General features: G+C 71.0%; 23 protein-coding genes. 16 read left to right on the forward strand and 7 right to left on the reverse strand.

The features are described 5' to 3' along the window. The first annotated feature begins 138 nt into the window (after positions 1 to 138). The 10 genes from INTCA_RS03585 to INTCA_RS03630 are packed head-to-tail and all read left to right on the forward strand — an operon-like array spanning position 139 to position 9,534. Positions 139 to 498, forward strand: a complete 360-nt coding sequence (locus INTCA_RS03585; protein ID WP_013491574.1) for an NADH-quinone oxidoreductase subunit A — start codon at positions 139 to 141, stop codon at positions 496 to 498. Continuing rightward, positions 498 to 1,163: an NADH-quinone oxidoreductase subunit B gene (locus INTCA_RS03590; RefSeq protein WP_013491575.1), complete on the forward strand. Its 666-nt coding sequence runs from the start codon at positions 498 to 500 to the stop codon at positions 1,161 to 1,163. Before INTCA_RS03585 ends, INTCA_RS03590 begins: the two co-directional genes overlap by 1 nt. Further along, on the forward strand, positions 1,160 to 1,702 hold the full coding sequence (locus tag INTCA_RS03595; protein ID WP_013491576.1) for an NADH-quinone oxidoreductase subunit C: 543 nt from the start codon (positions 1,160 to 1,162) through the stop codon (positions 1,700 to 1,702). The genes INTCA_RS03590 and INTCA_RS03595 overlap by 4 nt, the downstream gene beginning before the upstream one ends. Next, positions 1,699 to 2,667 carry a complex I subunit 1/NuoH family protein gene (locus tag INTCA_RS03600; RefSeq protein WP_013491577.1) on the forward strand — a complete coding sequence of 323 codons (969 nt, stop codon included), beginning with the start codon at positions 1,699 to 1,701 and terminating at the stop codon, positions 2,665 to 2,667. Before INTCA_RS03595 ends, INTCA_RS03600 begins: the two co-directional genes overlap by 4 nt. Continuing rightward, positions 2,664 to 3,653, forward strand: a complete 990-nt coding sequence (locus tag INTCA_RS20430; protein WP_013491578.1) for a NuoI/complex I 23 kDa subunit family protein — start codon at positions 2,664 to 2,666, stop codon at positions 3,651 to 3,653. The genes INTCA_RS03600 and INTCA_RS20430 overlap by 4 nt, the downstream gene beginning before the upstream one ends. Next, positions 3,650 to 4,168 (forward strand): NADH-quinone oxidoreductase subunit J family protein, encoded by a 519-nt coding sequence (locus INTCA_RS03610; RefSeq protein WP_013491579.1) that lies wholly within the window; start codon positions 3,650 to 3,652, stop codon positions 4,166 to 4,168. The genes INTCA_RS20430 and INTCA_RS03610 overlap by 4 nt, the downstream gene beginning before the upstream one ends. After that, positions 4,165 to 4,587 carry an NADH-quinone oxidoreductase subunit NuoK gene (gene nuoK, locus INTCA_RS03615; RefSeq protein ID WP_013491580.1) on the forward strand — a complete coding sequence of 141 codons (423 nt, stop codon included), beginning with the start codon at positions 4,165 to 4,167 and terminating at the stop codon, positions 4,585 to 4,587. Before INTCA_RS03610 ends, nuoK begins: the two co-directional genes overlap by 4 nt. After that, positions 4,584 to 6,467, forward strand: a complete 1,884-nt coding sequence (locus INTCA_RS03620; protein WP_013491581.1) for an NADH-quinone oxidoreductase subunit 5 family protein — start codon at positions 4,584 to 4,586, stop codon at positions 6,465 to 6,467. Before nuoK ends, INTCA_RS03620 begins: the two co-directional genes overlap by 4 nt. Further along, positions 6,458 to 7,966 carry a complex I subunit 4 family protein gene (locus INTCA_RS03625; protein WP_013491582.1) on the forward strand — a complete coding sequence of 503 codons (1,509 nt, stop codon included), beginning with the start codon at positions 6,458 to 6,460 and terminating at the stop codon, positions 7,964 to 7,966. Before INTCA_RS03620 ends, INTCA_RS03625 begins: the two co-directional genes overlap by 10 nt. Next, on the forward strand, positions 7,963 to 9,534 hold the full coding sequence (locus INTCA_RS03630) for an NADH-quinone oxidoreductase subunit N (protein ID WP_013491583.1): 1,572 nt from the start codon (positions 7,963 to 7,965) through the stop codon (positions 9,532 to 9,534). Before INTCA_RS03625 ends, INTCA_RS03630 begins: the two co-directional genes overlap by 4 nt. A gap of 24 nt (positions 9,535 to 9,558) precedes the next feature. Here the strand turns inward: INTCA_RS03630 and INTCA_RS03635 are convergent, their stop codons facing one another. After that, entirely contained in the window at positions 9,559 to 10,599 is a 1,041-nt protein-coding gene (locus INTCA_RS03635) for an alpha/beta hydrolase-fold protein (RefSeq protein WP_013491584.1), read from the reverse strand. Positions 10,600 to 10,759: 160 nt separating this feature from the next. Further along, positions 10,760 to 11,362, reverse strand: coding sequence for a hypothetical protein (locus INTCA_RS03640; RefSeq protein WP_013491585.1), 603 nt, complete (start codon positions 11,360 to 11,362; stop codon positions 10,760 to 10,762). Positions 11,363 to 11,711: 349 nt separating this feature from the next. Between INTCA_RS03640 and htpX the strand changes: the two genes are divergently transcribed. Continuing rightward, on the forward strand, positions 11,712 to 12,575 hold the full coding sequence (htpX, locus tag INTCA_RS03645; protein ID WP_013491586.1) for a zinc metalloprotease HtpX: 864 nt from the start codon (positions 11,712 to 11,714) through the stop codon (positions 12,573 to 12,575). Between the two features lie 145 nt (positions 12,576 to 12,720). After that, positions 12,721 to 15,282, forward strand: coding sequence for an aminopeptidase N (gene pepN / locus INTCA_RS03650; protein ID WP_013491587.1), 2,562 nt, complete (start codon positions 12,721 to 12,723; stop codon positions 15,280 to 15,282). A gap of 39 nt (positions 15,283 to 15,321) precedes the next feature. Here pepN and INTCA_RS03655 read toward each other — a convergent pair whose 3' ends face one another. The 5 genes from INTCA_RS03655 to INTCA_RS03675 form a co-directional block, all read right to left on the reverse strand. Next, complete coding sequence (locus INTCA_RS03655; protein ID WP_041308363.1) at positions 15,322 to 15,714, reverse strand: VOC family protein; 393 nt, start codon at positions 15,712 to 15,714, stop codon at positions 15,322 to 15,324. Between the two features lie 149 nt (positions 15,715 to 15,863). Beyond that, entirely contained in the window at positions 15,864 to 17,399 is a 1,536-nt protein-coding gene (locus tag INTCA_RS03660; protein ID WP_013491589.1) for an SDR family NAD(P)-dependent oxidoreductase, read from the reverse strand. A 178-nt stretch (positions 17,400 to 17,577) separates the two neighbouring features. Beyond that, positions 17,578 to 19,026 (reverse strand): S1C family serine protease, encoded by a 1,449-nt coding sequence (locus INTCA_RS03665; protein ID WP_013491590.1) that lies wholly within the window; start codon positions 19,024 to 19,026, stop codon positions 17,578 to 17,580. Positions 19,027 to 19,201: 175 nt separating this feature from the next. Continuing rightward, on the reverse strand, positions 19,202 to 20,596 hold the full coding sequence (locus INTCA_RS03670) for a sensor histidine kinase (RefSeq protein ID WP_013491591.1): 1,395 nt from the start codon (positions 20,594 to 20,596) through the stop codon (positions 19,202 to 19,204). A gap of 15 nt (positions 20,597 to 20,611) precedes the next feature. Further along, the gene (locus INTCA_RS03675) at positions 20,612 to 21,334 is read right to left on the reverse strand and encodes a response regulator transcription factor (protein ID WP_013491592.1); all 723 of its coding nucleotides are present in this window, start codon (positions 21,332 to 21,334) and stop codon (positions 20,612 to 20,614) included. Between the two features lie 379 nt (positions 21,335 to 21,713). Between INTCA_RS03675 and INTCA_RS03680 the strand changes: the two genes are divergently transcribed. From INTCA_RS03680 to INTCA_RS03695, 4 genes are read left to right on the forward strand one after another with little or no spacing between them, the layout of a single operon-like run. Beyond that, complete coding sequence (locus INTCA_RS03680; RefSeq protein ID WP_013491593.1) at positions 21,714 to 22,145, forward strand: hypothetical protein; 432 nt, start codon at positions 21,714 to 21,716, stop codon at positions 22,143 to 22,145. A gap of 48 nt (positions 22,146 to 22,193) precedes the next feature. Next, positions 22,194 to 22,973, forward strand: a complete 780-nt coding sequence (locus INTCA_RS03685; protein ID WP_013491594.1) for an ABC transporter ATP-binding protein — start codon at positions 22,194 to 22,196, stop codon at positions 22,971 to 22,973. Further along, the gene (locus tag INTCA_RS03690; protein WP_013491595.1) at positions 22,970 to 24,187 is read left to right on the forward strand and encodes a hypothetical protein; all 1,218 of its coding nucleotides are present in this window, start codon (positions 22,970 to 22,972) and stop codon (positions 24,185 to 24,187) included. Before INTCA_RS03685 ends, INTCA_RS03690 begins: the two co-directional genes overlap by 4 nt. Then, a complete protein-coding gene (locus tag INTCA_RS03695) occupies positions 24,184 to 24,732 on the forward strand; it encodes a hypothetical protein (RefSeq protein WP_013491596.1) in 549 nt (182 codons plus the stop codon). The genes INTCA_RS03690 and INTCA_RS03695 overlap by 4 nt, the downstream gene beginning before the upstream one ends. Positions 24,733 to 24,755: the final 23 nt, after the last annotated feature.

The following is a 24,755-nucleotide window of genomic DNA, read 5'->3' on the forward strand; positions in this document are numbered from 1 at the left end:
CGAGGGTGCCTCGCGGTCCGGGCCGAGCTGCTGGTCCGACGGCGCCAGGCCGCCTCGGGTCGAACGTGATCTAGCCGACACCCCGGTGCCGGGTGACCACCCCTTCCCTTCGGTGCGCGCGTCGCTAGGCTGACGGCCATGTCCGGTTATGTCGTCGTCGCTGCTGTCATCGGAGCTGGGCTACTGCTCGTGACGGCCGCGATGATCGCCCGACGCCTGTTCGCACCCCACGTGCCCCACCTGGCCAAGCTCACGACCTACGAGTCAGGTGTGGACCCGGTGGGCGAGGGGTGGGCGCAGACGAAGGTGCGCTACTTCGTCTTCTCCTTCCTCTACGTCGTCTTCGCGGTGGACGCCATATACCTGTTCCCCTGGGCCCATGTGCTGCGGTCGCCGGATCTCGGCGTCGCCAGCCTCGTCGAGATGACGATCTTCATCGCCGTGATCGTCCTCGGCCTGGCCCATGCGGCCCGCCGCGGTCTGCTGAGGTGGGTGTGATGTCGGAGCCGGTCGCGCTGCCGATGCCGATGATCCGGCCCGTCGAAGGCCGGATGGGAGTTCTCGGCGAGCACGCCCCCAAGCCGATCAAGGTTCTCCTCAACTGGGGTCGGCGCTACTCGCTCTGGGTCTTCAACTTCGGCCTGGCCTGCTGCGCCATCGAGTTCATCGCCACCTCGATGGCTCGGCACGACTTCATGCGACTCGGGGTCATCCCCTTCGCACCCGGACCCCGCCAGGCCGACCTGATGATCGTCTCGGGCACGGTCACCGACAAGATGGCCCCGGCGATCCGCCGCCTCTACGACCAGATGCCGGAGCCGAAGTACGTCATCTCGTTCGGTGCCTGCGCCAACTCGGGCGGCCCCTACTGGGACTCGTACTCCGTGACGAAGGGAGTCGACACGGTGATCCCGGTCGACGTCTACGTGCCCGGCTGCCCCCCGCGGCCGGAGGCACTGCTGCACGGCATCATCCGCCTCCAGGAGCAGATCGCGCAGGAGCGGCTGTCAGCAGCGAAGGTTCGCGGCCGGTACGCCGGCACCCGACTCGCGACAGCGGGCGACGTGAACCGTCCGCTGGTGGGCAAGCCTGCGGCTGCTCCGGAGGCGTCCGTTGCTCCTGGACCGCGAGCCGCCGGCGAAGCGACCGGTGACCGCTCGTGAAGGTCACCGCCGTCCGCGACGTCCCCTTCGGTGAGTGGTCCTCGACGGTCCTCGTGCTGCGTGACGAGGGCTACTCGTTCTTCGACTGGCTGACGGCCGTCGACCAGACCGACGCCACGGCGGAGACGCAGGGTGAGGACGCCGTCGCCGGTTTCGACATCTACTGCCACCTGGCGAGGGTCGCTGCGCCGGGGTCGCTCGAGTCCGTGCTCCTGCGCACCCGTGCACCCGAGGGGCTGCCCGTCCCCTCGATCACCGGAGCGTTCCCCGGGGCTGCCTGGCACGAGCGCGAGACCTTCGAGATGTTCGGGATCGAGTTCGACGGTTTCACCGACCGGAGCGGCGAGGGCCTTCGGCCGCTGCTCCTGCCCGACGGTTTCGAGGGCTACCCGCTTCGCAAGTCCTTCGTCCTCACGTCGCGCGCCTCGAAGCCGTGGCCCGGGGCGAAGGAGCCGGGCGAGGGTCATGGCGGTGGGGCCCCGAGCCGCCGCCGCGTCCAAGCACCCGGCGTGCCCGGGCCGGAGTGGGGGCCCCGATGACCGCGGGCTGGACCGTCCTCGAAGTCGTGCTGCGGGCCGTCGCCGTGCTCGCCGCGTTCCTCGTCCTTCCGCTGCTCGTGGGGCAGACCGAGCACAAGGTCATGGCGCACATGCAGGGTCGGCTGGGGCCGATGTACGCCGGCGGGTACCACGGCTGGGCCCAGCTGGTCGCCGACGCGGTGAAGTTCATCCAGAAGGAGGACATCACCCCGGCGCGAGCGGACCGCGGCGTGTTCCGGCTGGCCCCCTTCGTGGCCCTGATCCCCTACCTCGTCGCGATGGCGGTCATCCCGCTCACGCCGACGATCGTGGGAGCAGATGTCCCCGGCAGTGCGCTCCTCGTGCTCGCGGCCACGGGCGTCGGCATCATCGGCACCCTGATGGGCGGCTGGGCCTCGGCGAGCAAGTACTCCATGCTCGGCGCGATGCGGGCCGCCGCCCAGCTCGTCAGCTACGAGCTGCCGATGGTCCTCGCCGTGGCCTCCGTCGCGCTGGCGGCGGGCACCCTGTCCCTCGTCGGCATCGCCGAGGCGTGGACGCCGTGGTGGCTGCTGTGGCAGGCGCCGGGCGCCTTCGTGTTCCTCGTCGCAGCGATCGCGGAGCTCCAGCGCCCTCCCTTCGACATGCCGATCGCTGACTCTGAGCTCGTCTTCGGCATCTTCACCGAGTACACCGGGCTGCGGTTCGCCTTCTTCCTGCTCGCCGAGTACGCCGGCATCGTCCTGTTCTCCCTCATGTTCGCGGTCCTCTGGCTCGGCGGCTGGGCCGGCCCCTTCGAGGGCGCTCTCGGCTGGCTCTGGACCGTGCTCAAGGCCTATGCGATCGCCGTGATCGTCATCTGGTTGCGGGTCTCCTGGCCTCGGCTCCGTGAGGACCAGCTCCAGCGTCTCGCGTGGGTGTGGCTCGTCCCGATCGCGTTGCTCCAGCTCGCGATCACGGCAGTGGGTGTGGTGATGATGCAGTGACCGAGCAGACGAACGCCGAGCAGACCGGCACGGAGGCGGTGGACGCCGACCCCGCCGACCGTGGCACAGCCGACCCCGGGCTGCCGCAACCCGAGTCGGGTCCCGAGCCCACCGGACGGCAACCGAGCGTCCCGGAGGCGGGAAAACACCGCTCCCACCGGACCGAGCCTTCGGCTGGGAGCAAGCCCAGCGGCATACTCCCCGGTCTGGTCAAGGGGCTCGCGGCGACGGCGCGCACGCTGACCCGCCACGCGCACACGGCGGAGTACCCCGACGTCATGCCCAAGCTGCCGCCCCGCACGCGCGGCGTCATCGCGCTCACCGAGGAGAACTGCACGTCGTGCATGCTGTGCGCGCGCGAGTGCCCCGACTGGTGCATCTACATCGACTCGCACAAGGAGGAGATCCCCGCGACGACCGAGGGCGGACGGGCGCGCCAGCGCAACGTGCTCGACCGGTTCGCGATCGACTTCTCGCTGTGCATGTACTGCGGGATCTGCGTGGAGGTCTGCCCGTTCGACGCGCTCTGGTGGAGCCCCGAGTTCGAGTACGCCGAGCTCGACATCCGCGAGCTGGTCCACGAGAAGGACCGGCTCGGCGCCTGGATGGCAACCGTGCCCCCGCCCGCGGCGCTCGACCCGGCCAGCGCCGACCCGGCCGAGCTCGTGGCCGCCTCCAAGCCGCCACGCCCGGCCCGACCGGCAGCCGGCGAGGGCGACCCCGCACCGGCGCGGGTGCGGCCGGCTCGGCCCGTTCCCGCGGACGGTGCTGCGGCAGCGCGCCCGCGCCGCGAGCCACGGCCGGCACCCGGCGCGGCCGCTTCGGCGCCGGCTCCCGACCCGTCCCCCACGGCGAGCCCGCCCGCGGAACCGCCGCCGCCCGCGGAACCGCCGCCCCCCGCGGCCGCCGAAGCAGCACCACCAGCACCACCAGCACCACCGGCGCCGCCGACTGCGGCCCCGTCGGACGAGGACGGTGGGGCATGACCTCCCGTGAGATCGCCTTTCTCATCGTCGGCACCATCACCGCCCTGTGCGCCATCCTCGCGGTGACGACCAAGCAGGTGGTGCATGCCGCCCTGTGGCTGCTCGTGTCGCTCGGCGCGCTCGCCGGCGCCTACGTCGTGCTCGGCCAGGAGCTGGTCGGCATCGTGCAGCTGCTCGTGTACGTCGGGGCCATCGTCGTCCTGGTCCTCTTCGCCCTGATGCTCACCCGGGCGCCGATCGGTCGCCACTCCGAGATCGACACGCCGCGCTGGGAGCGCGTCCTCGCCAGCGCGCTGGGCGGGGCCACGACGGCGTTGCTCGCCGCGGTCCTCCTGCCGATGTTCGCGTCGGCCCGGCTGGCTGAGGACGCCCCGGCCACCCCGGCGATCGGCGAGGCCATCTTCGGCACGTGGGTCTGGCCGTTCGAGCTGCTGTCCGTGCTCCTGCTCGTCGCTCTCGTCACGGCGTTCGCCGTGTCGCGCATCGTGCTCCACCACGAGGGGGAGGCGTCGTGAGCCTCGTCTACCCGGCCGCGCTCGCCGCCCTGCTCGCCGGGACCGGGGTGTACGGCGTCCTCGCCCGGCGCAACGCGGTGCTCATGCTCATCGGGGTCGAGCTGATCCTCAACGCCGCCAACCTCCTCTTCGTCACGGCGGGGTCCAGGTCGGGCATCCCCTTCGCCGCCGGGCCGGTCCTCGCGCTCTTCGTCATCACGATCGCCGCTGCGGAAGTCGTCGTGGCGCTGGCCATCATCATGGTGATGTTCCGTCGCTTCGGCCACATCGACCTGACGGCCACGCCGGACCTGACGGAGGACCCGGACGACCCCATGGGGGAGTCGTCAGGTGAGTGGATCGGTGAGCCGATCGAGGAGTCAACGGGCGAGGAACCGGCAGCCTCGCCGGACCGCCCTGTCGCGGAGGAGGTCTCATGACCTGGGTCGTGCGGCTGATCGTCCTGCTTCCCGCGCTGGCCGGCCTCGCGGGCCTGCTCGCGCGGCGGCAGCGGGTCGTCGCGGCCGGGATCGCCGTCGGCGCCTCCTTCGCCGTCACGCTCCTGGCGCTCGCCCAGTGGGTCTCGCCCTTGCGCACGGCCGACATCGACTCCCTCGGTGGTCTGCCGCTTCTCGACCTCAGCGTCCCGCTGCACCTCCTCTCCGACCGTCTCTCGGGCTTGGTCAGCTTCGTCGTCGCCCTCGTCGTCCTCGCGATCCAGGTCTTCACCGTCTGGTACCTCCGCGAGGACCGGCGCTACGGCCAGTTCTCCGCGACGGTGTCCCTCTTCGCTGCCGGGATGCTCCTCGTCGTCCAGTCGGCCGACCTGGCGCTGACCCTCGTCGGCTGGGAGATCATGGGCTGGTGCTCGTGGCTGCTCATCGGCCACGACACGGAGCGCTACGCCGCCAGGCGTGCCGCCTACAAGGCGTTCATCGTCACCCGCGTGGCGGACATCGGCATGGTCGTCGGCCTCGTGGCGCTGGCTGTGCGAGCCGGCAGCACCGACCTGCTCGACGTCCTGACGATGACGGACAGCGACGGCCTGCTCACCGTGGGCCTCATCGGCGTCCTCATCGGCGTCGCGGGCAAGTCGGGCCTGTTCCCGTTCCACGACTGGCTCCCGGATGCCATGGAGGGCCCGACCCCCGCGTCGGCCCTCATCCACGCGGCGACGATGGTCGCCGCCGGCTCGTACGTCATCGGGCGCTTCTTCTCCCTCTATGCGATCGATGACGCCGCCCGGCTGCTCCTCGCGGTCCTCGCGGCCGTCACGATGGTGTATGCCGCTGTGCTCGCTTTCGCACAGAGCGACGTCAAGCGGTTGCTGGCCTACTCGACGCTGAGCCAGATCGCCATCATGCTCGGGGCGCTCGCGGCGGCTCCGGCCGAGGTCGGCGCGACCCCGGCGATCTCGCACCTCGTCGGCCACGCCTTCTTCAAGGCCCTCCTCTTCCTCGGGGTCGGCTGGCTCGCCGTCCTCGCGGGCGGAACCGCCGTGGCGCGGATGCGCGGCGGGCTCCGCCGGCGCGGTGCCCTCCGCTGGTCCATCGCCCTCGGCCTCGCCGCGCTCGCCGGCGTCCCACCGCTCATCGGCTTCTTCACGAAGGAGACCGTCATCGACACCGCCTTCGAGGGCGTCGCGAAGGGGGTCGGGCTCGGCGCCTGGCTCGTTCTCGTGGCCCTCCTGGTCACCGTGGTTCTCACCGCCGCCTACTGCATGCGGGCCTGGCTGCTGCTCGACGGGCCGCTGGCGGACCCGGGTCCTGACGAGTCGGCGGTGGACGTCGCCGACGCCCTCGACCCGGCCCACCCGGCGACCCACGCTGCAGCGCACGCCGACCATGCGCCGATCACCATGTCGGCGGCCCTGGCCGTCGTAGCGCTCGCCGTCCTCACCGTGGTCGGCACGCTCTTCCTCACCGGGATCAGCGGGGCGATCCACGTCGGGATCACCACAGCGGTCCTGTCCGTCCTCCTCATCGCGGGAGCTGCCCTCGCCGTCTGGGTCGCCAGCCGACACGGCCGCGAAGATGCCGCCGACCGACTGCCGGCTGCAGTTCGGGTCGGCGCCGCGCGCGGCTTCGGAGCGGACGCGGCCTACGCCCGCTTCGGGACCGGCGTGGTCCGGATCGCCCGGGTCGTCGTCATGCTCGACCGCGACGTGGTCGACGCCTACCCTCGCGCGACCGCCGTGACGGCGCGGAGCCTCGGGCGATTCGGGGAGCGAGCCCATCGGGCCATCCCGTCCCTGGCCCTCGTCGGCCTCGTCGTCGGTGTCGGCCTCGTCGTCGGCCTGGGGGTGGCGACATGGCTCTGACGCTCCTCCTGCTGGTCCCGCTCGTCGCTGCCATCGTCCTGCTCGCGATGCCGGCCGCAGCATCCTCCGACCGCCTCATCGCCCTCGGCGCGGCGTGCGTCACCGCCGTCCTCGGGGTGGTCGTCGTCTGGGGTGCCCACAGCGTTGATGTGCCCTGGATCCGCAGCCTCGGGATCCGGTGGCACTTCTCCGTCGACGGGCTCTCGGCGGCCCTGGTCCTGCTGACCTCCCTCCTCGTGGTCGGGGTCGTCCTCCACGCCCTCGCGGGCCCGACGCCCTCCGGGGGCTCCCGGTCGACGTACCTCGGCGCGATCATGCTCGTCGAGACCGGTGCGCTCGCCACCTTCCTCGCCCGCGACGCGATCCTCTTCTTCATCGCCTTCGAGGTCGTCCTCATCCCGATGTGGCTGCTCATCCGGAGGTTCGGCGACGACCACGTCCCCGATGAGACCCGAGCCGACGCGGCCGGCCGGTTCGTCCTCTTCACGGTGTTCGGCTCGACCCTGATGCTCATCGGCATCCTGCTGCTCGTGGCCCACCAGGGCACCTCGGACCTGGAGGCACTGGCCCGGATGCACGGCGCCGGCCTGGCGCACAGCCTCCAGGTTGCGATCGCCGCCATCCTCCTGACCGGCCTGGCCGTCAAGGTGCCGCTGTGGCCCCTGCACACGTGGCTGCCGTCGGCCCACACGATCGCCCCGACCGCGGGCTCGGTCCTCCTGGCCGCCGTGCTCCTCAAGATGGGGACCTACGGCATCGTCCGGGTCGCTGTTGCCGCGGTCCCCGACGGCGTCATCGCGCTGAGCCCGGTCCTCGCCGCCCTCGGTGCGGTCGGCACCATCTGGGGAGGCCTCGCCTGCCTGGTGGAGCGGGACCTCAAACGGCTCATCGCCTACAGCTCCGTGGCTCACATGGGGTTCATCGGCATCGCGTTGGCCTCGGGGAGCCACACCGGACTCCAGGCGGCCCTGTTCGCGAACATCGCGCACGGCATCGTCGCCGCGCTCCTCTTCTTCCTCGTCGGTGACCTCAAGGAGCAGTGGGGTTCGGCGGACCTGTCCACGCCTCGCGTGGCGCTCCGTGACCGGGCCCCCCGCTTCGGCGTCGCCTTCCTCTTCGGACTCGCTGCGGCCCTCGGCCTCCCCGGCCTCATCAGCTTCTGGGGCGAGTTCCTCTCGCTCTACGCCGCCTGGTCGCCGGCCGAGGGGGTCAACGTCGGTGTGCTGCGCGGCACGGTCGTCGTCGGGGCCGTGGGCCTGGCCCTCGCCGCTGCCTACGCCCTGCGGGTCGCCCGGATCCTCTGGGCCGGTGAGGGAGCGCCGGAGATGCCCGTCGGAGCGACCACGGCCAGCGACGTCGTCGTGGACGAGGCCGGGGTCCGGTGGGGCGTCATCCTCACCCTCGTCATCGTGATGGTCGTCCTGGGCGTCGCGCCCCACCTGCTGCTCACCATCTCCGAGATGGATGCCGCTGCTCTCCTCACGGGGGTGACTCGATGAACGGCCTCGAGATCGACTACCTGGCCCTCCTGCCTGCGTTGATCCCGGTCGCCGGGATGGTCCTCATCCTCGTCGTCGACCTGGTCAACCCCCGCCTGCGCCAGTTCCCGTTCGCCGTGGCCGGGCTCGCTGCCATCGCGGCCTCGGTCGCCACCTACCCCGGTCTGGGCCTCGCCCGAGGAGATGCGCAGTCGACGCTCTGTGTGGCGCTCCGTGGGGGGGTGGTCCCGGCGGGGACCCCGGTCCCCGGCGTGGAGGGCCTGCCGCAGACCTGCTTCTGGCAGGCCGACTCGCTCACCAGCTCGCTGCAGCTGGCCGCCGGCATCGCCACCCTCGTCGTCGTCCTGCTCGCGTGGCCCCGCACACGGGCAAGGGCGGTGACCGAGGGCACGCGCGAGCCGATCATGGCGATCCTGCTCCTCACGGCCTTCGCCGGGACCATGGTCGTCGCCGCCAGCCGGGACCTCGGGACGTGGCTCATCGCCCTGGAGCTCGCCACCCTGCCCGTCATCGGTCTGATCGCCCTCTCCGGCCGTCGAGGTGCGATCGCGGGTGCGGTTCAGCTCCTCGTCACCTCCCTCGTCTCGTTCGCGCTGCTCGTCCTCGGCGCGGCCCTCTGGCTCGTCGCCACGGGCAGCCCGATGCTCGACGCCGGGGCAGCCCTCGCCGGGGAGGGGTACCAGACAGAAGCGCCCGGTGCCGCCCTGGTGGCCTGGCCGGACGCCTCCACGGCGATCCTGGCGCTCTCGGTCGTCCTCCTCATCGCCGGCCTCGGCTTCAAGCTCTCGCTGGTGCCGTTCCACGCCTGGACTCCCACCGCCTACTCCGGTGCCACCGTGCCGGTGGCGACCTTCCTCGCCACCGTCTCGAAGATCGCGGCGCTCGCGGCGCTCCTCGTCGTCCTGCGCGCCATCAGCGTCCTGGGCGCCTCCGGGCTCGCCGCGATCGCGCTCCTGGCGGTTCTCAGCATGACGGTGGGCAACCTGATGGCTCTGCGACAGAACGACGTGGTCCGACTGTTGGCGTGGTCGACCGTCGCGCAGGCCGGCTGGGTCGTCCTGCCGCTCGTCAGCGTCTCCTCGCTCGGCAACCGGTCGGCCGGCACCTACCTGCTGACCTACGTCATCGCGACGACCGTCGCCTTCGCCGTCGTGGCGCTCATGCTCCGCGAGCGGCCTGGGTCGGGCCGGACCCTCGACGCCTACGAGGGTCTCTGGCATCGCAGCCCGTGGCGTGCCGGGGCCCTCGCCCTGGCGCTCACGTCGCTGGCAGGGCTGCCACCGGGCATCATCGGGCTCGTCGGCAAGGTCGTCGCGCTTCGGCCGGTGGTGGTCGAGGGCTGGATCTGGCTCGCCGTCATCGCCGCTGCCAACGCGGTCCTCGGCGTGGCGGTCTACCTGCGCTGGCTCCGGCCGGTCATCTCCACGTCGGCGGCCGCAGAGACCGTGCTGGCGACGACGCGCGGCCCGGGCAGCCGGCGCGTCATCCTGGTCGGCCTGGCGCTCAGCTCCGCGGTGCTCGTCGTGGTCAGCGTCCAGCCGGACGTCGTGCTCCGCCTCCTGGGCTGAGGTCCGCGTCGGCGCAATCGGCGGTCACGAGGGGTAGGTGGGCGCGATCCGGTGTGCGAGCCAGGCGAGCGCGAGGGGGTAGCGGTACTCGATCGCGCCGTGGCCGGCCTCGAACGTCTCGAAGTGGATCCGGTCGGCGGGCAGCCCGATCCGGCGCAGCTCCGCGTCGAAGGCCTGGGCGCCGAGGTCGAGGTACCACTCGTCCCGCGTGCCTGCGTCGATCCAGACGGCCCGCCAGGACCGGACGGCGTCGACATGGTTCTCGACCATCCGCACCGGGTCCCAGTCGAGCCAGCGTTGCCAGCGCTCGGGCACGAGTCGGCCGCTCCGCGGGTCGAAGGGCAGCAGCGGAGCTCCTCCGTGTTCGGCCGAGAAGCACGCGGACACGCCGAGGATCATCAGCAGCGTCTGGTCGGCTTCCTTGGTGAAGGCCGTCCGGCTTCGGAAGTCGTCCCACCACGCGGTGATGTCTCCGTCGTAGTCGCGCAGGAGTCGCACCGCCTTGGCGAAGTCAGGTAGGTAGCAGTACTCGTACAGGGCGTCGCCGGCGTGTGTGGCCAGGGCCCCGAAGAGGTCCGGTCGGAGCATCGGCGTGATCATCGCTCCGAAGCCTCCGCTCGACTTGCCGCTGATCGCCCGGTGCTCGGGGGCGGCCGCGGTTCGGTAGTGCTGGTCGACGTAGGGAACCACCTCGTCGCAGAGGTAGGAGTGGTAGGCACCGGTCCCCGGGGAGTCGACGAACTGGCTGCCTCCGTAGGCGGTCCAGGCGTCGACGTAGACGACGATGGTCGGGGGTGCCTGCCCGTCGGCGAAGACGGCGTCAGCTGTCTCGAGGAAGGGCTGCCGGAAGGGAGTCCGGTTGCGCCACATGGTGATCTGTCCGGTGTAACCCTGGATGACGTAGACGCTGGCGTAGCGACGGGCGGCCTCCGCGTCGTAGCCGGGTGGTACGTAGACCCACAGCGGACGGACGTGGGGGTCCCCCAGCGGGTTCCCGCGCAGCAGGGTGCTCTCGATGACGTGCTCGTCCACACGTCCGGCCAGTTCCGAGGACCAGGGCAGCATGGGCCCACGGTATGCCTCCCGGAGGTCGGCAGCGGAGCGCAGGTCGGGGATGACAGGAGCCAGCCCCGCGGGTGGCGACCGCGGGGCTGGCTCTGCTGTTGTTGGTACTGCTCGTGTTGGTGGCTGCCGGGGTGTGCCCTCGGCTACCGTGCGGAGCGGGTCAGACGCGAGCCGGCTCGCGCACCCCACCTGTGGGGTGGGTCTCCTGGACCGTCTTCGCGTGGCGGAAGCCGAGGAGCGCGAGAACCAGGAGGAGGGCCGCCCCGATGAAGGCGCCGATGCCCGCGATGCCGGCGATCGTTGCCATGGTGCCGAAGGCGTAGGCGTTGAGCAGCATGCCGCGGAGGGTGTTGCCCATGAAGAGCGTCTGGCGCAGGTTGCCGAGGGCCGCGACCTCATCCTTGTTGGCGTTGGGGTCCTTCGACAGCTTCATGTACTCGCCCGAGACCTCCTCGTAGGTGCGGTTCTCGGAGCTCGTGTTCATGTGGACGAGGATGTAGTGGTCGGCGAAGGCCTTGGCCTGGTCGCCGGTCGTCATCTGGGTCTTGCCGTCGGCCCAGGGCTTGAGCGCCGCCTGGTCCTCGGCCGACATCTTGGAGATCGCAGCCTCGGCAGGCATCGTGATGCGCTGCTGGCTGAGCTGCTCCTCGACGTTGTTGTTGACGAAGCCACTGGCGTAGGTCAGCAGCCCGCCTGCGACGAGGAGGACGACGGCCAGGACAAGGCCGGTCCATGAGATGAGGTGGTCAAGCGTCTTGCGCATCGCTAGCTCCTTGTAATGGGAGGGACTCCCGGTCCCAGGTTCCCTGGTTTCCCCTGGCGAGAGCAACACTACTACTACATGTAGTAGTTGAGAAATCAGCCAGGCGGTTTGTGACCAGGACCACGACCGCCAGCCCGGTGGCGACCGCTGCAGAATGACGTTCCATCAACCCAAAGCCGTTCTCCCACAGCGGATTCCAGTCGTCAATGCGGCCCAGCGCGCCACGGCGTTCCCGCGGCCGGCCAGCCGGGTGCTGCACGGGTCAGCGGGAGCGAGCCCAGCGGCATCCGGCAACGCCTTCCCAGCGGGCTGTCAGGAACACGCGAGAGCCACCGCTCGTTCCACCGACATGCACAGGCACTTCAACGGGCTCAAGACGGCCGCCCTCTTCGGGGCCATCTGGGCGCTCCTCCTCGGGATCGGCGCCCTCGTCGGCAACGGTCGCTACATCTGGCTCTTCGCCCTCCTCGGGGTCGCCACGACCGCCTACGGCTACTGGAACTCCGACAAGCTGGCGATCCGTGCCATGCACGCCTACCCGGTCTCGGAGGCCCAGGCGCCCGTGCTGTACCGCATCGTCCGTGAGCTCTCGACCGCCGCCGGGAAGCCCATGCCGAGGCTCTACGTCTCGCCGACGCAGGCGCCCAACGCCTTCGCCACCGGCCGCAACCCGCAGAACGCCGCCGTCTGCTGCACCGAGGGCATCCTCGGGCTGCTCGACGAGCGCGAGCTGCGCGGGGTGCTCGGGCACGAGCTGATGCACGTCTACAACCGCGACATCCTCACCAGTTCGGTGGCCGCGGCGATCGCCGGTGTCATCACCTCGATCGGCCAGATGCTCATGTTCACGAGCATGTTCGGCGGCGGCGACGAGGACCGGCCCAACCCGCTGGCGTTGCTGGCGATGTCGTTCCTCGCCCCGATGGCCGCGATGATGATCCAGCTCGCGATCAGCCGGACGCGGGAGTACGACGCGGACGAGGACGGCTCCCGCCTGACCGGTGACCCCCTGGCGCTGGCGTCGGCGCTGCGCAAGCTGGAGGCCGGCGTGGCGAGGGCCCCGCTGTCCCCGCAGCCGCAGATCGTCAACGCCAGCCACATGATGATCGCCAACCCGTTCCGGGCGCAGGACGTGTCCCGCTTCTTCGCGACGCACCCGCCGATGGCCGACCGGATCGCGCGCCTCGAGGGCCTCGCGGGCCGACCGCAGTGAGGAAACGAGCGAGGAACGAGCGAGGCCCCGAGCGGAGGGAAGAGGCCCGCAGTTGAGCATCGCGGGAGGGCCGCGGCGGTACTGATCCACAGGTTGCCCTCGGTCGAGCACGTCCCCCGGCCCTCGATCTGGCAGGCTCGCCCTCATGCGTAGTCTCACCCTGGCCGAGGCCCGCGAGCGGGCCGAGCTCATCGCCGTGACGTCGTATGCCGTCGAGCTCGACCTCGACCGAGGCGACCAGGTCTTCGGCTCGGTCTCGAGCATCACGTTCACGTGCGGCTCGCCGGGTGCCGACAGCTGGGTCGACGTCAAGGCCCGGTCCGTGGAGGGGGCGACCCTGAACGGGGTGCGGCTCGACCCCGCGGGGATCCGCGACGGCCGGTTGCCGCTTCCGGGGCTCGCGGCGGACAACCACCTCGTGGTGCGCTCGACGATGGGCTACAGCCACGACGGCCAGGGGCTGCACCGGGCGACCGACCCCGCGGACCGGCGCGACTACGTCTACGGCCACCTGTTCCTCGACGCCGCGCCGACGGTCTACGCCTGCTTCGACCAGCCGGACCTCAAGGCCCCCTACGACGTCACGGTGCGAGCACCGCAGGACTGGGTCGTCCTCGGCAACGGCGCGGCGAGTCAGGTCGCCCCGGGGCGGTGGGAGCTGGCGACGACGAAGCCGCTGGCGACCTATTTCGTCACCGTCTGCGCCGGGCCGTACGTCTCCGTGCTGGCCGAGCACGATGGCATCCCCCTCGGCCTCCACGCCAGGGCGTCCCTCCGGGAGCCGCTCGAGCGCCACGCCGGGCAGCTGTTCGAGGTGACGCGGCAGTCGTTCGACTACTTCCACGGACTCTTCGGCATCCGCTACCCGTTCGGCGAGTACCACCAGGTCTTCGTCCCCGAGTTCAACGCCGGCGCGATGGAGAACCCGGGCTGCGTCACCCTGCGCGACCAGTACCTCTTCCGCGGTGCCGCCACGAGGGACGAGCTGCTGAGCCGGGCCAACACCGTGAGCCACGAGATGTCCCACATGTGGTTCGGCGACCTCGTGACGATGCGGTGGTGGGACGACCTGTGGCTCAACGAGTCCTTCGCCGAGTACATGTCGCACCGGTGTCTCGTCGACGCGACCGAGTATTCCGACGCCTGGGTCGACTCGTCGATCGTGCGCAAGGTGTGGGGCTACGGCGCGGAGCGGTCCCCGTCCACGCACCCGGTCGCCGGTGTGGCGGCGCTCGACGCCCAGAGCGCCCTGCAGAACTTCGACGGCATCTCCTACGCGAAGGGCGCGGCGGTGCTGCGCCAGCTCATCTCGTTCGTCGGTGACGACGCCTTCCTCGACGGCGTGCGGGCCTACCTGAGGGACACGTCCCACGGCAACGGCACACTCGCCGACTTCCTCGGCGCGATCGAGCGGGCGAGCGGGCGCGACCTCGGGCCGTGGTCCGACGGCTGGCTCCTGACCGCGGGCCGAGACAGCGTCTCAGTCGAGCTCGTGACAGGCCCCTCCGGGGGGTCCGCGGGCGACCCCTTGACCGGGGAGAGCGCCGCCCCGGCGGTGGTGACCTCCGCACGGCTGCTCCGCGTGCCGCCTGCGGACCACCCGGCAGACCGGCCGCACGCCCTCGATGTCGCGGGGTGGCGGGACGGCGTCGAGGTGGTGCGGGTGACGGTGACGGTGACCGACGACCGCACGCCGCTCGGCGACCTCCTGGGGGCCACCGCACCGGCCGTCCTCGTGCCCAACGCCGGAGACCTCACGTGGGCCCGGGTGCGGCTCGACGACGCGACGCTCGACGGGTTGCCGGCCCAGCTGGGCCGGGTCCCCGATGCCCAGGCCCGCGCAGTGGTCTGGTCGGCTCTCATCGACGGCGTGCACGGGGCGGAGGTGTCGCCGTCGACCTTCCTCGACGTCTTCGCGGCCACGTGGACCACCGAGGCCAACGCGTCGATCCTGGCCCGGATGGCCCTGTATGCCGAGCACCGGATCGTTCCGCACTTCGTCCCGCGCGTCGCGCAGGCCGCCGCGCTCGCCCGGCTGGCCGACAGCGCCCGCGAGCTGCTCGGCCGCGCCGAGGAGGGGACGACCCGCTCGCTCGCCGCGGCGCGGCTCCTCGCGGGGACCAGCGACGACGAGACCCTGCTGCGCGCCTGGGCCGGGGGGTCGGGCCTGCCCCACGGTCTCGAGGACGACGGTGACTTCCGCTGGATCGTCGTGCGCAACCTCGCGGCCCGCGGCCTCATCGGCGCCTCGGCGGTCGACGCGTACCGGGCGAAGGACGACACCCTGCAGGGTGGGCTCAACGCCCTGATGTGCCGGGCTGCGCTCCCCGCGCCGGCGGCGAAGGCCTGGGCGTGGGAGCAGCTGACCGGCCGGCACGGACGCTCGAACTACGAGATGGTCCACCTCGCCCGCGGGCTGTGGATGTCGCCCGACGACGCACTCGTGGCCGGCTACGTCGACCGGTTCTTCCGCGACGTCCCGGCGATGTCCGGGTGGGTCGGCGAGGACGCACTCTCCCGCGTCGTGCTCGCGGCCTTCCCCAAGATCTTCACTGCTGAGACCGGGGTCCGCAGCTCCGCCGCGCTCCGCCGCGAGGACCTCACCCCAGGGGTGCGCCGGTCGCTCGTCGACGCCGACGCCGAGCTGCGCGAGGCCCTGGCGTCACGCGCGGCCTTCGCCACCGACTTCCGGACGCCCGTCTCCTGAGCGGCGCGCTCACGAGCCGCCTGCCACGCCCGCGCCGACTCAGTCCTCCAGCGAGTACGCGACCGCGTGCTGCGGCTGGTAGAGCATGATGTCGTCGGCCCCCGGGACGCTCATGAAGACGATGCGCCCGAACCTCGCGTCCACCGGGTCCGTCGCGAACTGCGCGCCGCGCGAAGCGAGCTCGGCCATCGTCGAGTCAAGGTCGTCGCACATCAGCGAGATCGAGTGGTGGCGCGACGTGTGCGTGGCCGGATCGGAGCCTCCCGTGGGATGCACCCCCACCTCGCTCGGGCCGGTCCGGAAGATGAGCCACTCCGGCTCGCCCTCGGGGACCGCGTCGCTGACGTAGCGCCATTGGAGCACGTCCCGCAGGAACGCCCGGGTGGCGGGAGCGTCGTCCGAGTAGATGAGCGTGTGCACCGCGGTGATCATGCTCCGACGGTAACCCTGCCATGCGCCGGGGGACAGGGCCTCGGAGAGCGAGCCCAGCGGCATCCGGATTCTTTCGTATGCCGCTGGGCTCGGTCCGCGCGTCGCGCGCCCTCCGGTGGGTGGCTCGCCCCGTGGGCCGACCGGCGACGTCACCAGGCGCTGGGCTCGTAGTCCTTGACGAAGCAGCCGTAGAGGTCCTCGCCGGACTCTCCGCGGACGATCGGGTCGTAGACGCGGGCCGCGCCGTCGACGAGGTCGAGCGGGGCGTGCCAGCCCTCCGCGGCGATCCGCAGCTTGTCGTCGTGCGGTCGTTCGTCGGTGATCCAGCCGGTGTCGACGGCCGTCATGAGGATCCGGTCGGTCTCGAACATCTCCCCGGCGCTGGTGCGCGTGAGCATGTTGAGCGCGGCCTTGGCCATGTTCGTGTGCGGGTGCCCCGGGCCCTTGTACCGGCGGCCGCCGAACTGCCCCTCCATCGCGGACACGTTGACGACGTAGGCCCGCCTCGCCCCGGCCCGGACCGCGGCGCGCATGGCGGGGCGCAGCCTGCTGACGAGGATGAACGGCGCGGTCGAGTTGCACAGCTGCACCTCGAGCAGCTCGAGCGGGTCGACCTCCTCGACCTTCTGCGTCCAGGAGTTGGTGCGCTGCAGGTCGGGGAGCAGCCCGCCCGCGTCGACGGCCGTTCCGGCGAGGTGCGCCTCGAGGCTGGCGTGCCCCGCCGACATGGCCTTGCCGCTGAGCGCCAGCGCGGTGAGCGACGCGGCCGTCTGCGCAGCGACCGCGTCAGCGACGGGCTCGCCCTCGTGGTGCGCCACCGCGTGCTGCTCCAGAGCGCCCGCGATGGCAGCCGGATGCGCTTCGCTGACCCGGTCGAACGTGACCATCTCCGGCAGCGCGACGTCCTCCGGGAGTGGGGCGGACTCGGCGTCGACGAGTTGGCGGTAGGCCCCGGGCGAACGACGGACGGTCTGGGCTGCGTTGTTGATGAGGATGTCGAGGGGCCCCGCGGCCGCCACCTCGTCCGCGAGGGCGACGACCTGGGTGGGGTCGCGCAGGTCGATGCCGACCACCTTGAGCCGGTGGATCCAGTCGGCGCTGTCCTCGAGCGAGGAGAACCGGCGCACCGCGTCCCTGGGGAACCGGGTCGTGATCGTCGTGTGGGCGCCATCGCGCAGGAGGCGCAGGGCGATGTACATGCCGATCTTGGCGCGGCCTCCGGTGAGCAGGGCGCGGCGCCCGCTGAGGTCGGTGCGCTGGTCGCGCTTGGCGTGGCTCGTGCGGGCGCACTCCGGGCAGAGCCAGTGGTAGAACGCGTCGACGAGCGTGTAGTCGCGCTTGCAGATGTAGCAGCCACGGGGGGTGACCAGCTCACCCGCATACGCGCCCTCCGCGCTCGACACGAGCGGGATTCCCTTGGTCTCGTCGTCGATCCGCAGCGGTGAACCCGTGGCGGTCGACTCGATGACCTGGCGGTCCGCCTTGCGCTCGGCCCAGGTCTTGGCGTTGCGCCGGTCCTTCTTGAGCCGTTTGTACATCAGCGAGGCGGCCCGCTTGAGCGCCTCGAAGTCCGGGTCGTCGACGTCGAGCGACGGGACGACGGCGAGGACGCGCAGGGCGGTCTGCACGTCCTCCGGCTCCAGACGGGCGGGCTCCGGAGGGTCGACGGGGGCGGGCTCGGTCACCGGAGCAGGGTACGGCCAGCCGGGGCGCCGCCCCGAATCGTCCGAGCGGTCGACCGGGTCGCCCCGCTCCGGACGGCGGTGGGCAGGACGCCTGACGACGTCCTGCCCACCTGGGGGCCGCTGACCAAGGGAGGAGCCCAGCGGCATACCTCGTGGAGGGAGGGGAGCCCTCCAGAGGTCAGCTCGTCGGCTTGGCCGCCAACGTCACGGAGACGTCCTGGCGCTTGCCGTCGCGGATGATCGTCAACGTCACCTTCTCGCCGGCGGTGCGCTCGCGGATCTGCGCGACGAGCGCGGTCGACGAGTCCACCGTCTGGCCGTCGAGGGCCACGACGACGTCACCCTTGCGGATCCCGGCGTCCCTTGCCGGCGCGCCGTCGGTCAGCTCGGCGATCAGGGCACCGGCCCGTTTGGCCGCACCGTCCTGGGTGACGGTGTCCCGGGCGCTGACGCCGAGGAAGGCGTGCTCCGCCGTGCCGTCGGCGATGAGCTGCCCGGCGATGGACTTCACCTCGCCCACCGGGATCGCGAAGCCGATGCCGATGTTGCCGCTCTGGCCGCCCTGGCTCGCGCCCAGCTGGGCGATCGAGCTGTTGATCCCGATGAGCTTGCCCTCCGCGTCGACGAGGGCGCCGCCCGAGTTGCCCGGGTTGATGGCGGCCGACGTCTGGATCGCGTTCGTGACGACCGGTTCGGCCGAGCCCGGGTTGCCGAACGGTGACGTGGCGGACGACCCGGTGGTGACCGGACGGTCGAGGGCGCTGATGATGCCGGTGGTGACCGTCCCGGACAGGCCGAGCGGGTTTCCGATCGCCATCACCGGGTTGCCCACCGCGAGCGTGTCGGAGTCGCCCAGCGTGATCGGGGTGAGGTCGTCGGGCGCCGAGTCGAGCTTGATGACGGCCAAGTCGGTCGACGGGTCGGTCCCGACGACGGACGCACCGTACGTGCGGCCGTCCGAGAGGGTCACCTGGATGGCCCCGCCACCCTGGGCGCCCTCGACGACGTGGTTGTTCGTCACGATGTGGCCCTGCTTGTCGTAGACGACTCCGGACCCTGCACCGTTCGCCAGCTCGATGCTGACGACGCTGGGGGCGACGGCCTTGGCGACGGCCGACCAGTCCGGAGCGGCGGCATCGCGCTGGATGACGGTGGGGGAGGACCCCTGCTGGCTCGATGCGGAGGTGGTGGCCGGTGGGGTCTGGGGCTCGTCCGTCTGGGTCAGGGCGTAGGTGCCGCCGCTCGCGAGCACCGCAGCCAGCAGGGCGACCGCGGCGGTCTGGCCGAGACCCCGGCCGCTGCGCGGCTGTTGGCCGGTCGGGCCCTCGACCGGGTGGGACGGGGCCGTGGGGGGACCCCACGCGGGTGTCGTGCCGGGTGTCGTCCCCGGTGTCGTCCCCGGTGTCGTCCCCGGTGTCGTCCCCAGTGTCGTCCCCGGTGTCCTCCCCGCGGTCGGACCGGTCGTCGGGCTCGTGACGCCTGCGGTCAGGGTGTTCCCGAACGCTCCGCTGCTGCCGGCGGGGGTCGCTGACGGCGAGTCCGTGCGCGGCTGAGCAGACGTGGCAAGGATCTCCTGGGTCCGGCCCACCTCGGGCAGGTGCTGCGTGTCGCGCGGTGAGAGCGTCATGGCTTCTCCTCAGGTTGGGTGCTTCATTGATCACACCCCGTGAGGTTGGGTGGCGCGTGTGACTTTTCTATGAGCTTGCTGTGACCGTTGCCCGGATCCGTCCGAGGAGCCTGCAGCGCCTCCGGGGGCCGCGCCGCCAAGGGTCCTCGGCGCGGTCGTGGAGGAGGCGCGCTCGTCAGTGGGTCGGCAGCTCGACGACGAAGGTCGCGCCGCCGCCCGGCGTCTCCTCGACCCGGACGGTCCCGCGGTGGGCCGCGACGATGGCGCCGACGATGGCGAGCCCGAGTCCGCTGCCCGCCCCGCCGCCCCGGCTCCGGGCGCGGTCGGCGCGGTAGAAGCGCTCGAAGACCCGGTCGCGGTCCGCCATGGGGATCCCCTGGCCGTGGTCGCGCACCCGGAGCGTCACCCCGCCCGGCCCGCCGGCCCCGACCTGGATCTCGATGGGCGTCGAGGGCGTGGTGTGGATCCGCGCGTTGGTGACGAGGTTGGTCACGACCTGGCGCAGCTGGCGGTCGTCGGCGACGAGCTCGGTCGGCCGCAGTGGTCCGTCGATGCCACCGACGGTCACGAGCCGGTCGGGGGCGATCGTCTGGGCGTCCTGAGCGGCCTCTGCCGCGAGGACGGCGAGGTCGACGGTCTGCAGCTCGAGGGGCCGGTCGCCGTCGAGCCGCGCCAACGTCAGGAGGTCCTCGACGAGCCCACGCATCCGGTGGCTCTCGTTCTCGATCCGCGCCATGGCGCCGGTCACCGCCTCCTCCGTCGGAAGGCCGCCGTGTCGGTAGAGCTCGGCGTAGCCGGAGACCGCCGCGAGGGGGGTGCGCAGCTCGTGCGAGGCGTCGGCGATGAACCGGCGCATCTCCTCCTCGTTGGCCTCCCGCGCCGCGAAGCTCTGCTCGATCCGCGTGAGCATCGCGTTGAGCGACCGCGACAGGGAGGCGACCTCGTCGTCGGTGTCGGGGACGTCGACGCGCCGCGTGAGGTCACCCGCGGCGATCGCCGCCGCGGTGTCCTCGATGCGCGTCAGGGGCCGGAAGGTCTGCCGGATCAGGAACCACCCGAGGCCAGCGCAGCTGAGCAGCACGAGCACGCCGATGGCACTCGCGAAGACGACCACCTGGTTGACCGTTGCGTGCAGCTGGCGCAGGGGCAGGGCGACGACCAGGGTCGCCTCGCGCTGCACGTCGGTCATGGGAAGAGCGAGCCACTCGATCGTCCCGTCGGTCGAGTCGAGCACGAGGGTCTTCCCGATCCGTGGGTCGTCCGGGTGGATGACGGGGATGTTGGGCTTCGTCGGCTCCCGGAACGCCTCGCCGAGTGAGACCTGCTCGTCGGTGCCCTCGAGGATCAGCCGCAGCGTGAAGCCGCTCGGGAGCGGTGAGCTCGCCGCCCGGTACTCCTTGAGCTGCAGCTGGGCGACACTCGTGCCGTAGAACTCGAGCTCCTGCCGGGCCTGCTGCATGAGGTAGCGGTCGAGCAGGACCCCGAGGATGACGATCGTCGAGGCCAACGCCACGAGGATGAGACCGAGGGCAACACCGAGGAGCCGCCAGCGCAGCGTGAGGGCTCGCATCGGTGCTCCCGCTCGTCAGGTCGTCGGCGACTCGGGTGGGACCCGCAGAACGTACCCCACGCCTCGCTTGGTGTGGATGAGTGGCGGGCCGTCCGCGTCGATCTTGCGGCGCAGGTAGGAGATGTACGACTCGACGATCCCGGACTCACCGCGGAAGTCGTAGTCCCACACATGGTCGAGGATCTGCAGCTTGGACACGACGCGGTTGGGATTGAGGAGCAGGTAGCGGAGCAGCTTGAACTCGGTGGGCGACAGCTCGACGACCCGGCCGGCTCGCCGCACCTCGTGCGAGTCCTCGTTGAGCTCGAGGTCGTGGAAGCGGAGCGTGGCCGACTCGTCCACCGTGCTGCCCGTTCGCCGCAGCACGGCTCGGATCCGCGCGACGACCTCCTCGAGGCTGAAGGGCTTCGTGACGTAGTCGTCGCCACCGACGGTGAGGCCGTGGACCTTGTCCCGGACCTCGTCCCGCGCGGTGAGGAACAGCACCGCCTGCTCCCGACCGCGCTCGCGGAGCCGTCGAGTCACCTCGAACCCGTCGACGTCGGGCAGCATGACGTCGAGGACGACGAGGTCCGGGTGGTACTCCTCGGCGAGCCGCAGGGCGGTCTCGCCGTCGTCCGCCGTGCGGACGTCGAAACCGGCGAACCGCAGCGAGGTCGAGAGCAGCTCACGGATGTTGGGCTCGTCCTCGACGACGAGCAGTCGGGCCTCGGGCGCGGGCGTGGGGGAGGAGGTCACCCCTCAAGTTTCGGGGAGTTCGCTGGGAGTTGGCTGGGAAGGTCTCGAAGTTGGCGCGAGATCACGGATGGGCAACGAGCTCGCAAGGCTCCGGTATGGAGTAGGTCAAGGATTGGCAAGTGAGTGCCCAGCCGGCGCCTGTCTCAGCGTTCGCCGTGCCCGGGCAGTTCGTCGAAACCTCCCGACTGCGAGGTCAATTCGCGCCGCAAACCGAAGTGAATGCGCGTCGTGACGGCGCCATCTTGTGGCGTCCAACAGCTTTGACAATCGGTCGCCTTCCCAGAAGGCTGTGCTGGCCCGCCCCGTCCGGGGGGGGGTGAGTCGGGGGCGATCGCCATGTGCGCTGCCCTGCGGCTGCTCATCTGCACAAGGGGATTCAATGAGGATCAAGCGCGGTCTGGCGGCCTTCGCCGTCTTCGTGACCTGCGCCGTCGCCGGCGCATCGGCTGCTCAGGCGTGGACGTGGGCGTCATCGTCCAGCCCGATCATCATGAGCGGCGGGGGTGGCTATGGCAATGCCGTCCAGCTCGACTACAACGACGGTCGACTCGAGAGCTGGCTCAAGGACACGGTTCTTGACGGCGAGCGCACCTACGTCCACATGTACGCCGACTACGGCAGCGCCGACTTCAAGCGTGAGTCCGGCAGGCGCACCGATGGAGGCAGTTCCTACGCCCGGATGGAAGACAAGCTCTTCACCACGCCCTACCCATACGGGATCGCGCAGTACCTGTACACGGTGCGAATCTGCCGCGACAAGCCGTGGACCGATCCGTGCTCGGACGCGTACCGCCAGAGTCGCGGTCTCTGACCTCGCAGGGCCGAGCCTGAGCCGCTGACGCCGACAAGGAGGTTGCGCATGAGTGTGACGAACGCACAGAACATCACGGTGCAGACGATCGGAGTAGGTCATTCCTACTCAGGCAGGGTCGCCCTGACGGGGATCGACCTCTCGTTGACCTCAGGCACAACCGCCTTGGTCGGCGTCAACGGCGCAGGCAAGTCGACTCTCCTCAGGACGCTCGCCGGTGCTCAGCAGCCGGACATGGGTTCGGTTCGGGTCGCGGGCCTCGACCCCTACCACCGACGAGATCGGCGCGCCGCCCTGATCCGTGTGGCCCTCATGCCACAGACGGCTACGTTCCCGGGGAACATGACGGTGCACGAGGTTGTCTCATTCGTGGGATGGATGCGCGGACTCGCCTCCCGGACCGCGGGTCGGCGAGCGGCGGACGTCATCGAGCGCGTGGGTCTGGCCACCCGCTCCGCAGATCGGATGAAGAGCCTGTCCGGCGGCATGGCCCGGCGTGTCGCTCTGGCGCAGGCCCTCGTGAGCGCGCCCGATGTGCTGCTCCTCGACGAGCCGAGCACCGGCCTCGATCCGGAGCAGCGCCGAGCGATGGTGCTCCTGATCAGGGACTTGGATGCGACGGTGCTCTTCAGCAGCCACATCATCGAGGATGTCCTGGACGTCGCGGAACGCGTCGTCGTCCTCGAGTCTGGCCGCGTGATCTTCGATGACGCCCTGACCGCGCTCGCTGCAGCGGGGGCGGCAGCCGGTCGGTGCGGGTCCGGGGCGAGCGACCTGGAGGCGGGCTTCCTTCGATTGGTTTCGCGGAGTCGAGGGAGGGAGTCGTGAGGCCGCTGCTGTTCTGGTTGCGACGTGGCATTGTGTCTCTGATGGTCCCGGCGACCGTCGCCTTTCTGGCAGTGACCGCCGTCGGAAACTCGTCGTGGCGACTTGACGCCGACTGGGGGATGCGCTTCACCGCCGGAGCGATCATGGCGCTGACCCCCCTGCTCGCGGCGCTGGTGGCCTATGACCTGGCCAAGCGGGTCCACCCGACGTTGGCGGAGATCGGGCGTGGGAGTGCTCGCGGGGCGAGCGCACAACTGCTGCCCATCGTGGGTGGCTGGTTGTGCGCCGTCCTCGCGACGCTGGCGGTCTGGATCACCATGGCGGTTGTCGTCCAGCGCGGTGGTGGGTTGCCTGCAGCCGACCTGTGGGTGCATCTGGAGATGATGGCGGCCTTCGCGGCTGCCGCGGCCGCCGGTGGACTCGTGGGCTCCGTGATGCCTGGGCTCGGAGCTCCGGCGGTCGCGGCGGGTTCGGTTCTCACCCTCGGCACCTTCCTGGGAGGGCAGGGCGTCAAGGTGTTTCACGTGGCCAGCAGCAGCGGCACGATGATGGGTATCGAGCGCACCCCGCTCAGGGCGGGATTCGCCGTCGGCGTGAACGTTGCTGTGGTTCTGCTGTGCCTGGGGGCGCTGCTCGTCAAGCGCGGTGGGCGATCCCGGGGTCGAGCCAAGCTGGCCGTCCTGTCCGTTCCTCTCATCGCCAGCATCATGGCCCTGTTCATCGTGCCGATGCCGGACAGCGAGTACCGCCCCAGCCGCGAGGATCACGTCTGTGTCGGTTCGGCTCCGCGCGTGTGTGGTCCTGATCGCGCCGCCCCACTGCTGGGTCGAGCTCAGGACGACCTGGCGCGTGCGACCCGACAGCTGGCGGGCGCAGGGCTGGCACTCCCGGGGCACTTCGTGGTGGCGCGCGGGGAGGCTGTCCGCAGCCTTGGACCCGACCGTGCCCTGCTCGACTATGATCCATCGGCGCTCGTCGACGGTCACTTGACCACGCAGGCGGTCGTTGGGGCACTCTCCGCGCCGCGGGTGTGCGAAGCGCTGTTCCATGATGGCACCGCTGCCGACTACCTCGAACGGATCGGCGTTGTCGCACGGTGGTTGGAAGCAGCCCTGGGATCGGCATCCGCGGTCGATGGTGTGGCTCCGGCTGACGTGAGGGAGGCCTACGGCGTTCTCAGCTCCTGCACCACCCCGGTCCGAGTGGGTTCATGATGACGGCGACAGCCCGGACGTGCCGCCTGCCGGCCGCCGTCCTGACTACGGCGGTCCTGGTCGTCGCGCTGGCCCTGACCACCGGGCGATCCCTTGACGTGGGCTCGGAGATACCCGTTCGGGCGCACTGGTTCCTGCTCCTCGGCATGGCTGTGGTGATCGGCCTGCCGCTCTATCCATCGTTCGGGTCTCTCGACCGCACCTTGGCCCGGGCGCGCACCCTTCGACTCGTGCGGTGGGTGTGCCACGCCGTACTCGTCGCTGGGGCGTCCGCGATCGCGTTGACTGCGGCAGCGACGGGCGCAGTGACATGGTTCCTGCTGCTCGCGACAGTTGGAGTCCTCTGCGCTGTGGTGACGACTGACAAGGCTTGGCTCGTCGTGATCCTCGTGGGTGGCGCCACCGTCCTCTGGGAACATCTGGCCTTGAGCTCGCCCGTCTCCTCCGTCGCGCGCGACATCGGTTTGACCGGTGCCGGAGCCGCGTTCCTCGGCAGCGGGGTGCTCTTCGTCCTCATCCCGGGCAGGCACGATCCCGAGGTCTGAAGCCGAGGCGCCGGAAGCTTGGC

The organism is Intrasporangium calvum DSM 43043 (genome assembly GCF_000184685.1).
In the GTDB taxonomy this organism is placed as follows: domain Bacteria; phylum Actinomycetota; class Actinomycetes; order Actinomycetales; family Dermatophilaceae; genus Intrasporangium; species Intrasporangium calvum.

Coding starts and splice junctions, on each gene's coding strand:
- INTCA_RS03585 (WP_013491574.1), top strand. CDS start 139: ATGTCCGGTTATGTCGTCGTCGCTGCTGTCATCGGAGCTGGGCTACTG.
- INTCA_RS03590 (WP_013491575.1), top strand. CDS start 498: ATGTCGGAGCCGGTCGCGCTGCCGATGCCGATGATCCGGCCCGTCGAA.
- INTCA_RS03600 (WP_013491577.1), top strand. CDS start 1,699: ATGACCGCGGGCTGGACCGTCCTCGAAGTCGTGCTGCGGGCCGTCGCC.
- INTCA_RS03610 (WP_013491579.1), top strand. CDS start 3,650: ATGACCTCCCGTGAGATCGCCTTTCTCATCGTCGGCACCATCACCGCC.
- INTCA_RS03620 (WP_013491581.1), top strand. CDS start 4,584: ATGACCTGGGTCGTGCGGCTGATCGTCCTGCTTCCCGCGCTGGCCGGC.
- INTCA_RS03625 (WP_013491582.1), top strand. CDS start 6,458: ATGGCTCTGACGCTCCTCCTGCTGGTCCCGCTCGTCGCTGCCATCGTC.
- INTCA_RS03630 (WP_013491583.1), top strand. CDS start 7,963: ATGAACGGCCTCGAGATCGACTACCTGGCCCTCCTGCCTGCGTTGATC.
- INTCA_RS03635 (WP_013491584.1), bottom strand. CDS start 10,599: ATGCTGCCCTGGTCCTCGGAACTGGCCGGACGTGTGGACGAGCACGTC.
- INTCA_RS03640 (WP_013491585.1), bottom strand. CDS start 11,362: ATGCGCAAGACGCTTGACCACCTCATCTCATGGACCGGCCTTGTCCTG.
- htpX (WP_013491586.1), top strand. CDS start 11,712: ATGCACAGGCACTTCAACGGGCTCAAGACGGCCGCCCTCTTCGGGGCC.
- pepN (WP_013491587.1), top strand. CDS start 12,721: ATGCGTAGTCTCACCCTGGCCGAGGCCCGCGAGCGGGCCGAGCTCATC.
- INTCA_RS03655 (WP_041308363.1), bottom strand. CDS start 15,714: ATGATCACCGCGGTGCACACGCTCATCTACTCGGACGACGCTCCCGCC.
- INTCA_RS03665 (WP_013491590.1), bottom strand. CDS start 19,026: ATGACGCTCTCACCGCGCGACACGCAGCACCTGCCCGAGGTGGGCCGG.
- INTCA_RS03670 (WP_013491591.1), bottom strand. CDS start 20,596: ATGCGAGCCCTCACGCTGCGCTGGCGGCTCCTCGGTGTTGCCCTCGGT.
- INTCA_RS03680 (WP_013491593.1), top strand. CDS start 21,714: ATGAGGATCAAGCGCGGTCTGGCGGCCTTCGCCGTCTTCGTGACCTGC.
- INTCA_RS03685 (WP_013491594.1), top strand. CDS start 22,194: ATGAGTGTGACGAACGCACAGAACATCACGGTGCAGACGATCGGAGTA.
- INTCA_RS03695 (WP_013491596.1), top strand. CDS start 24,184: ATGATGACGGCGACAGCCCGGACGTGCCGCCTGCCGGCCGCCGTCCTG.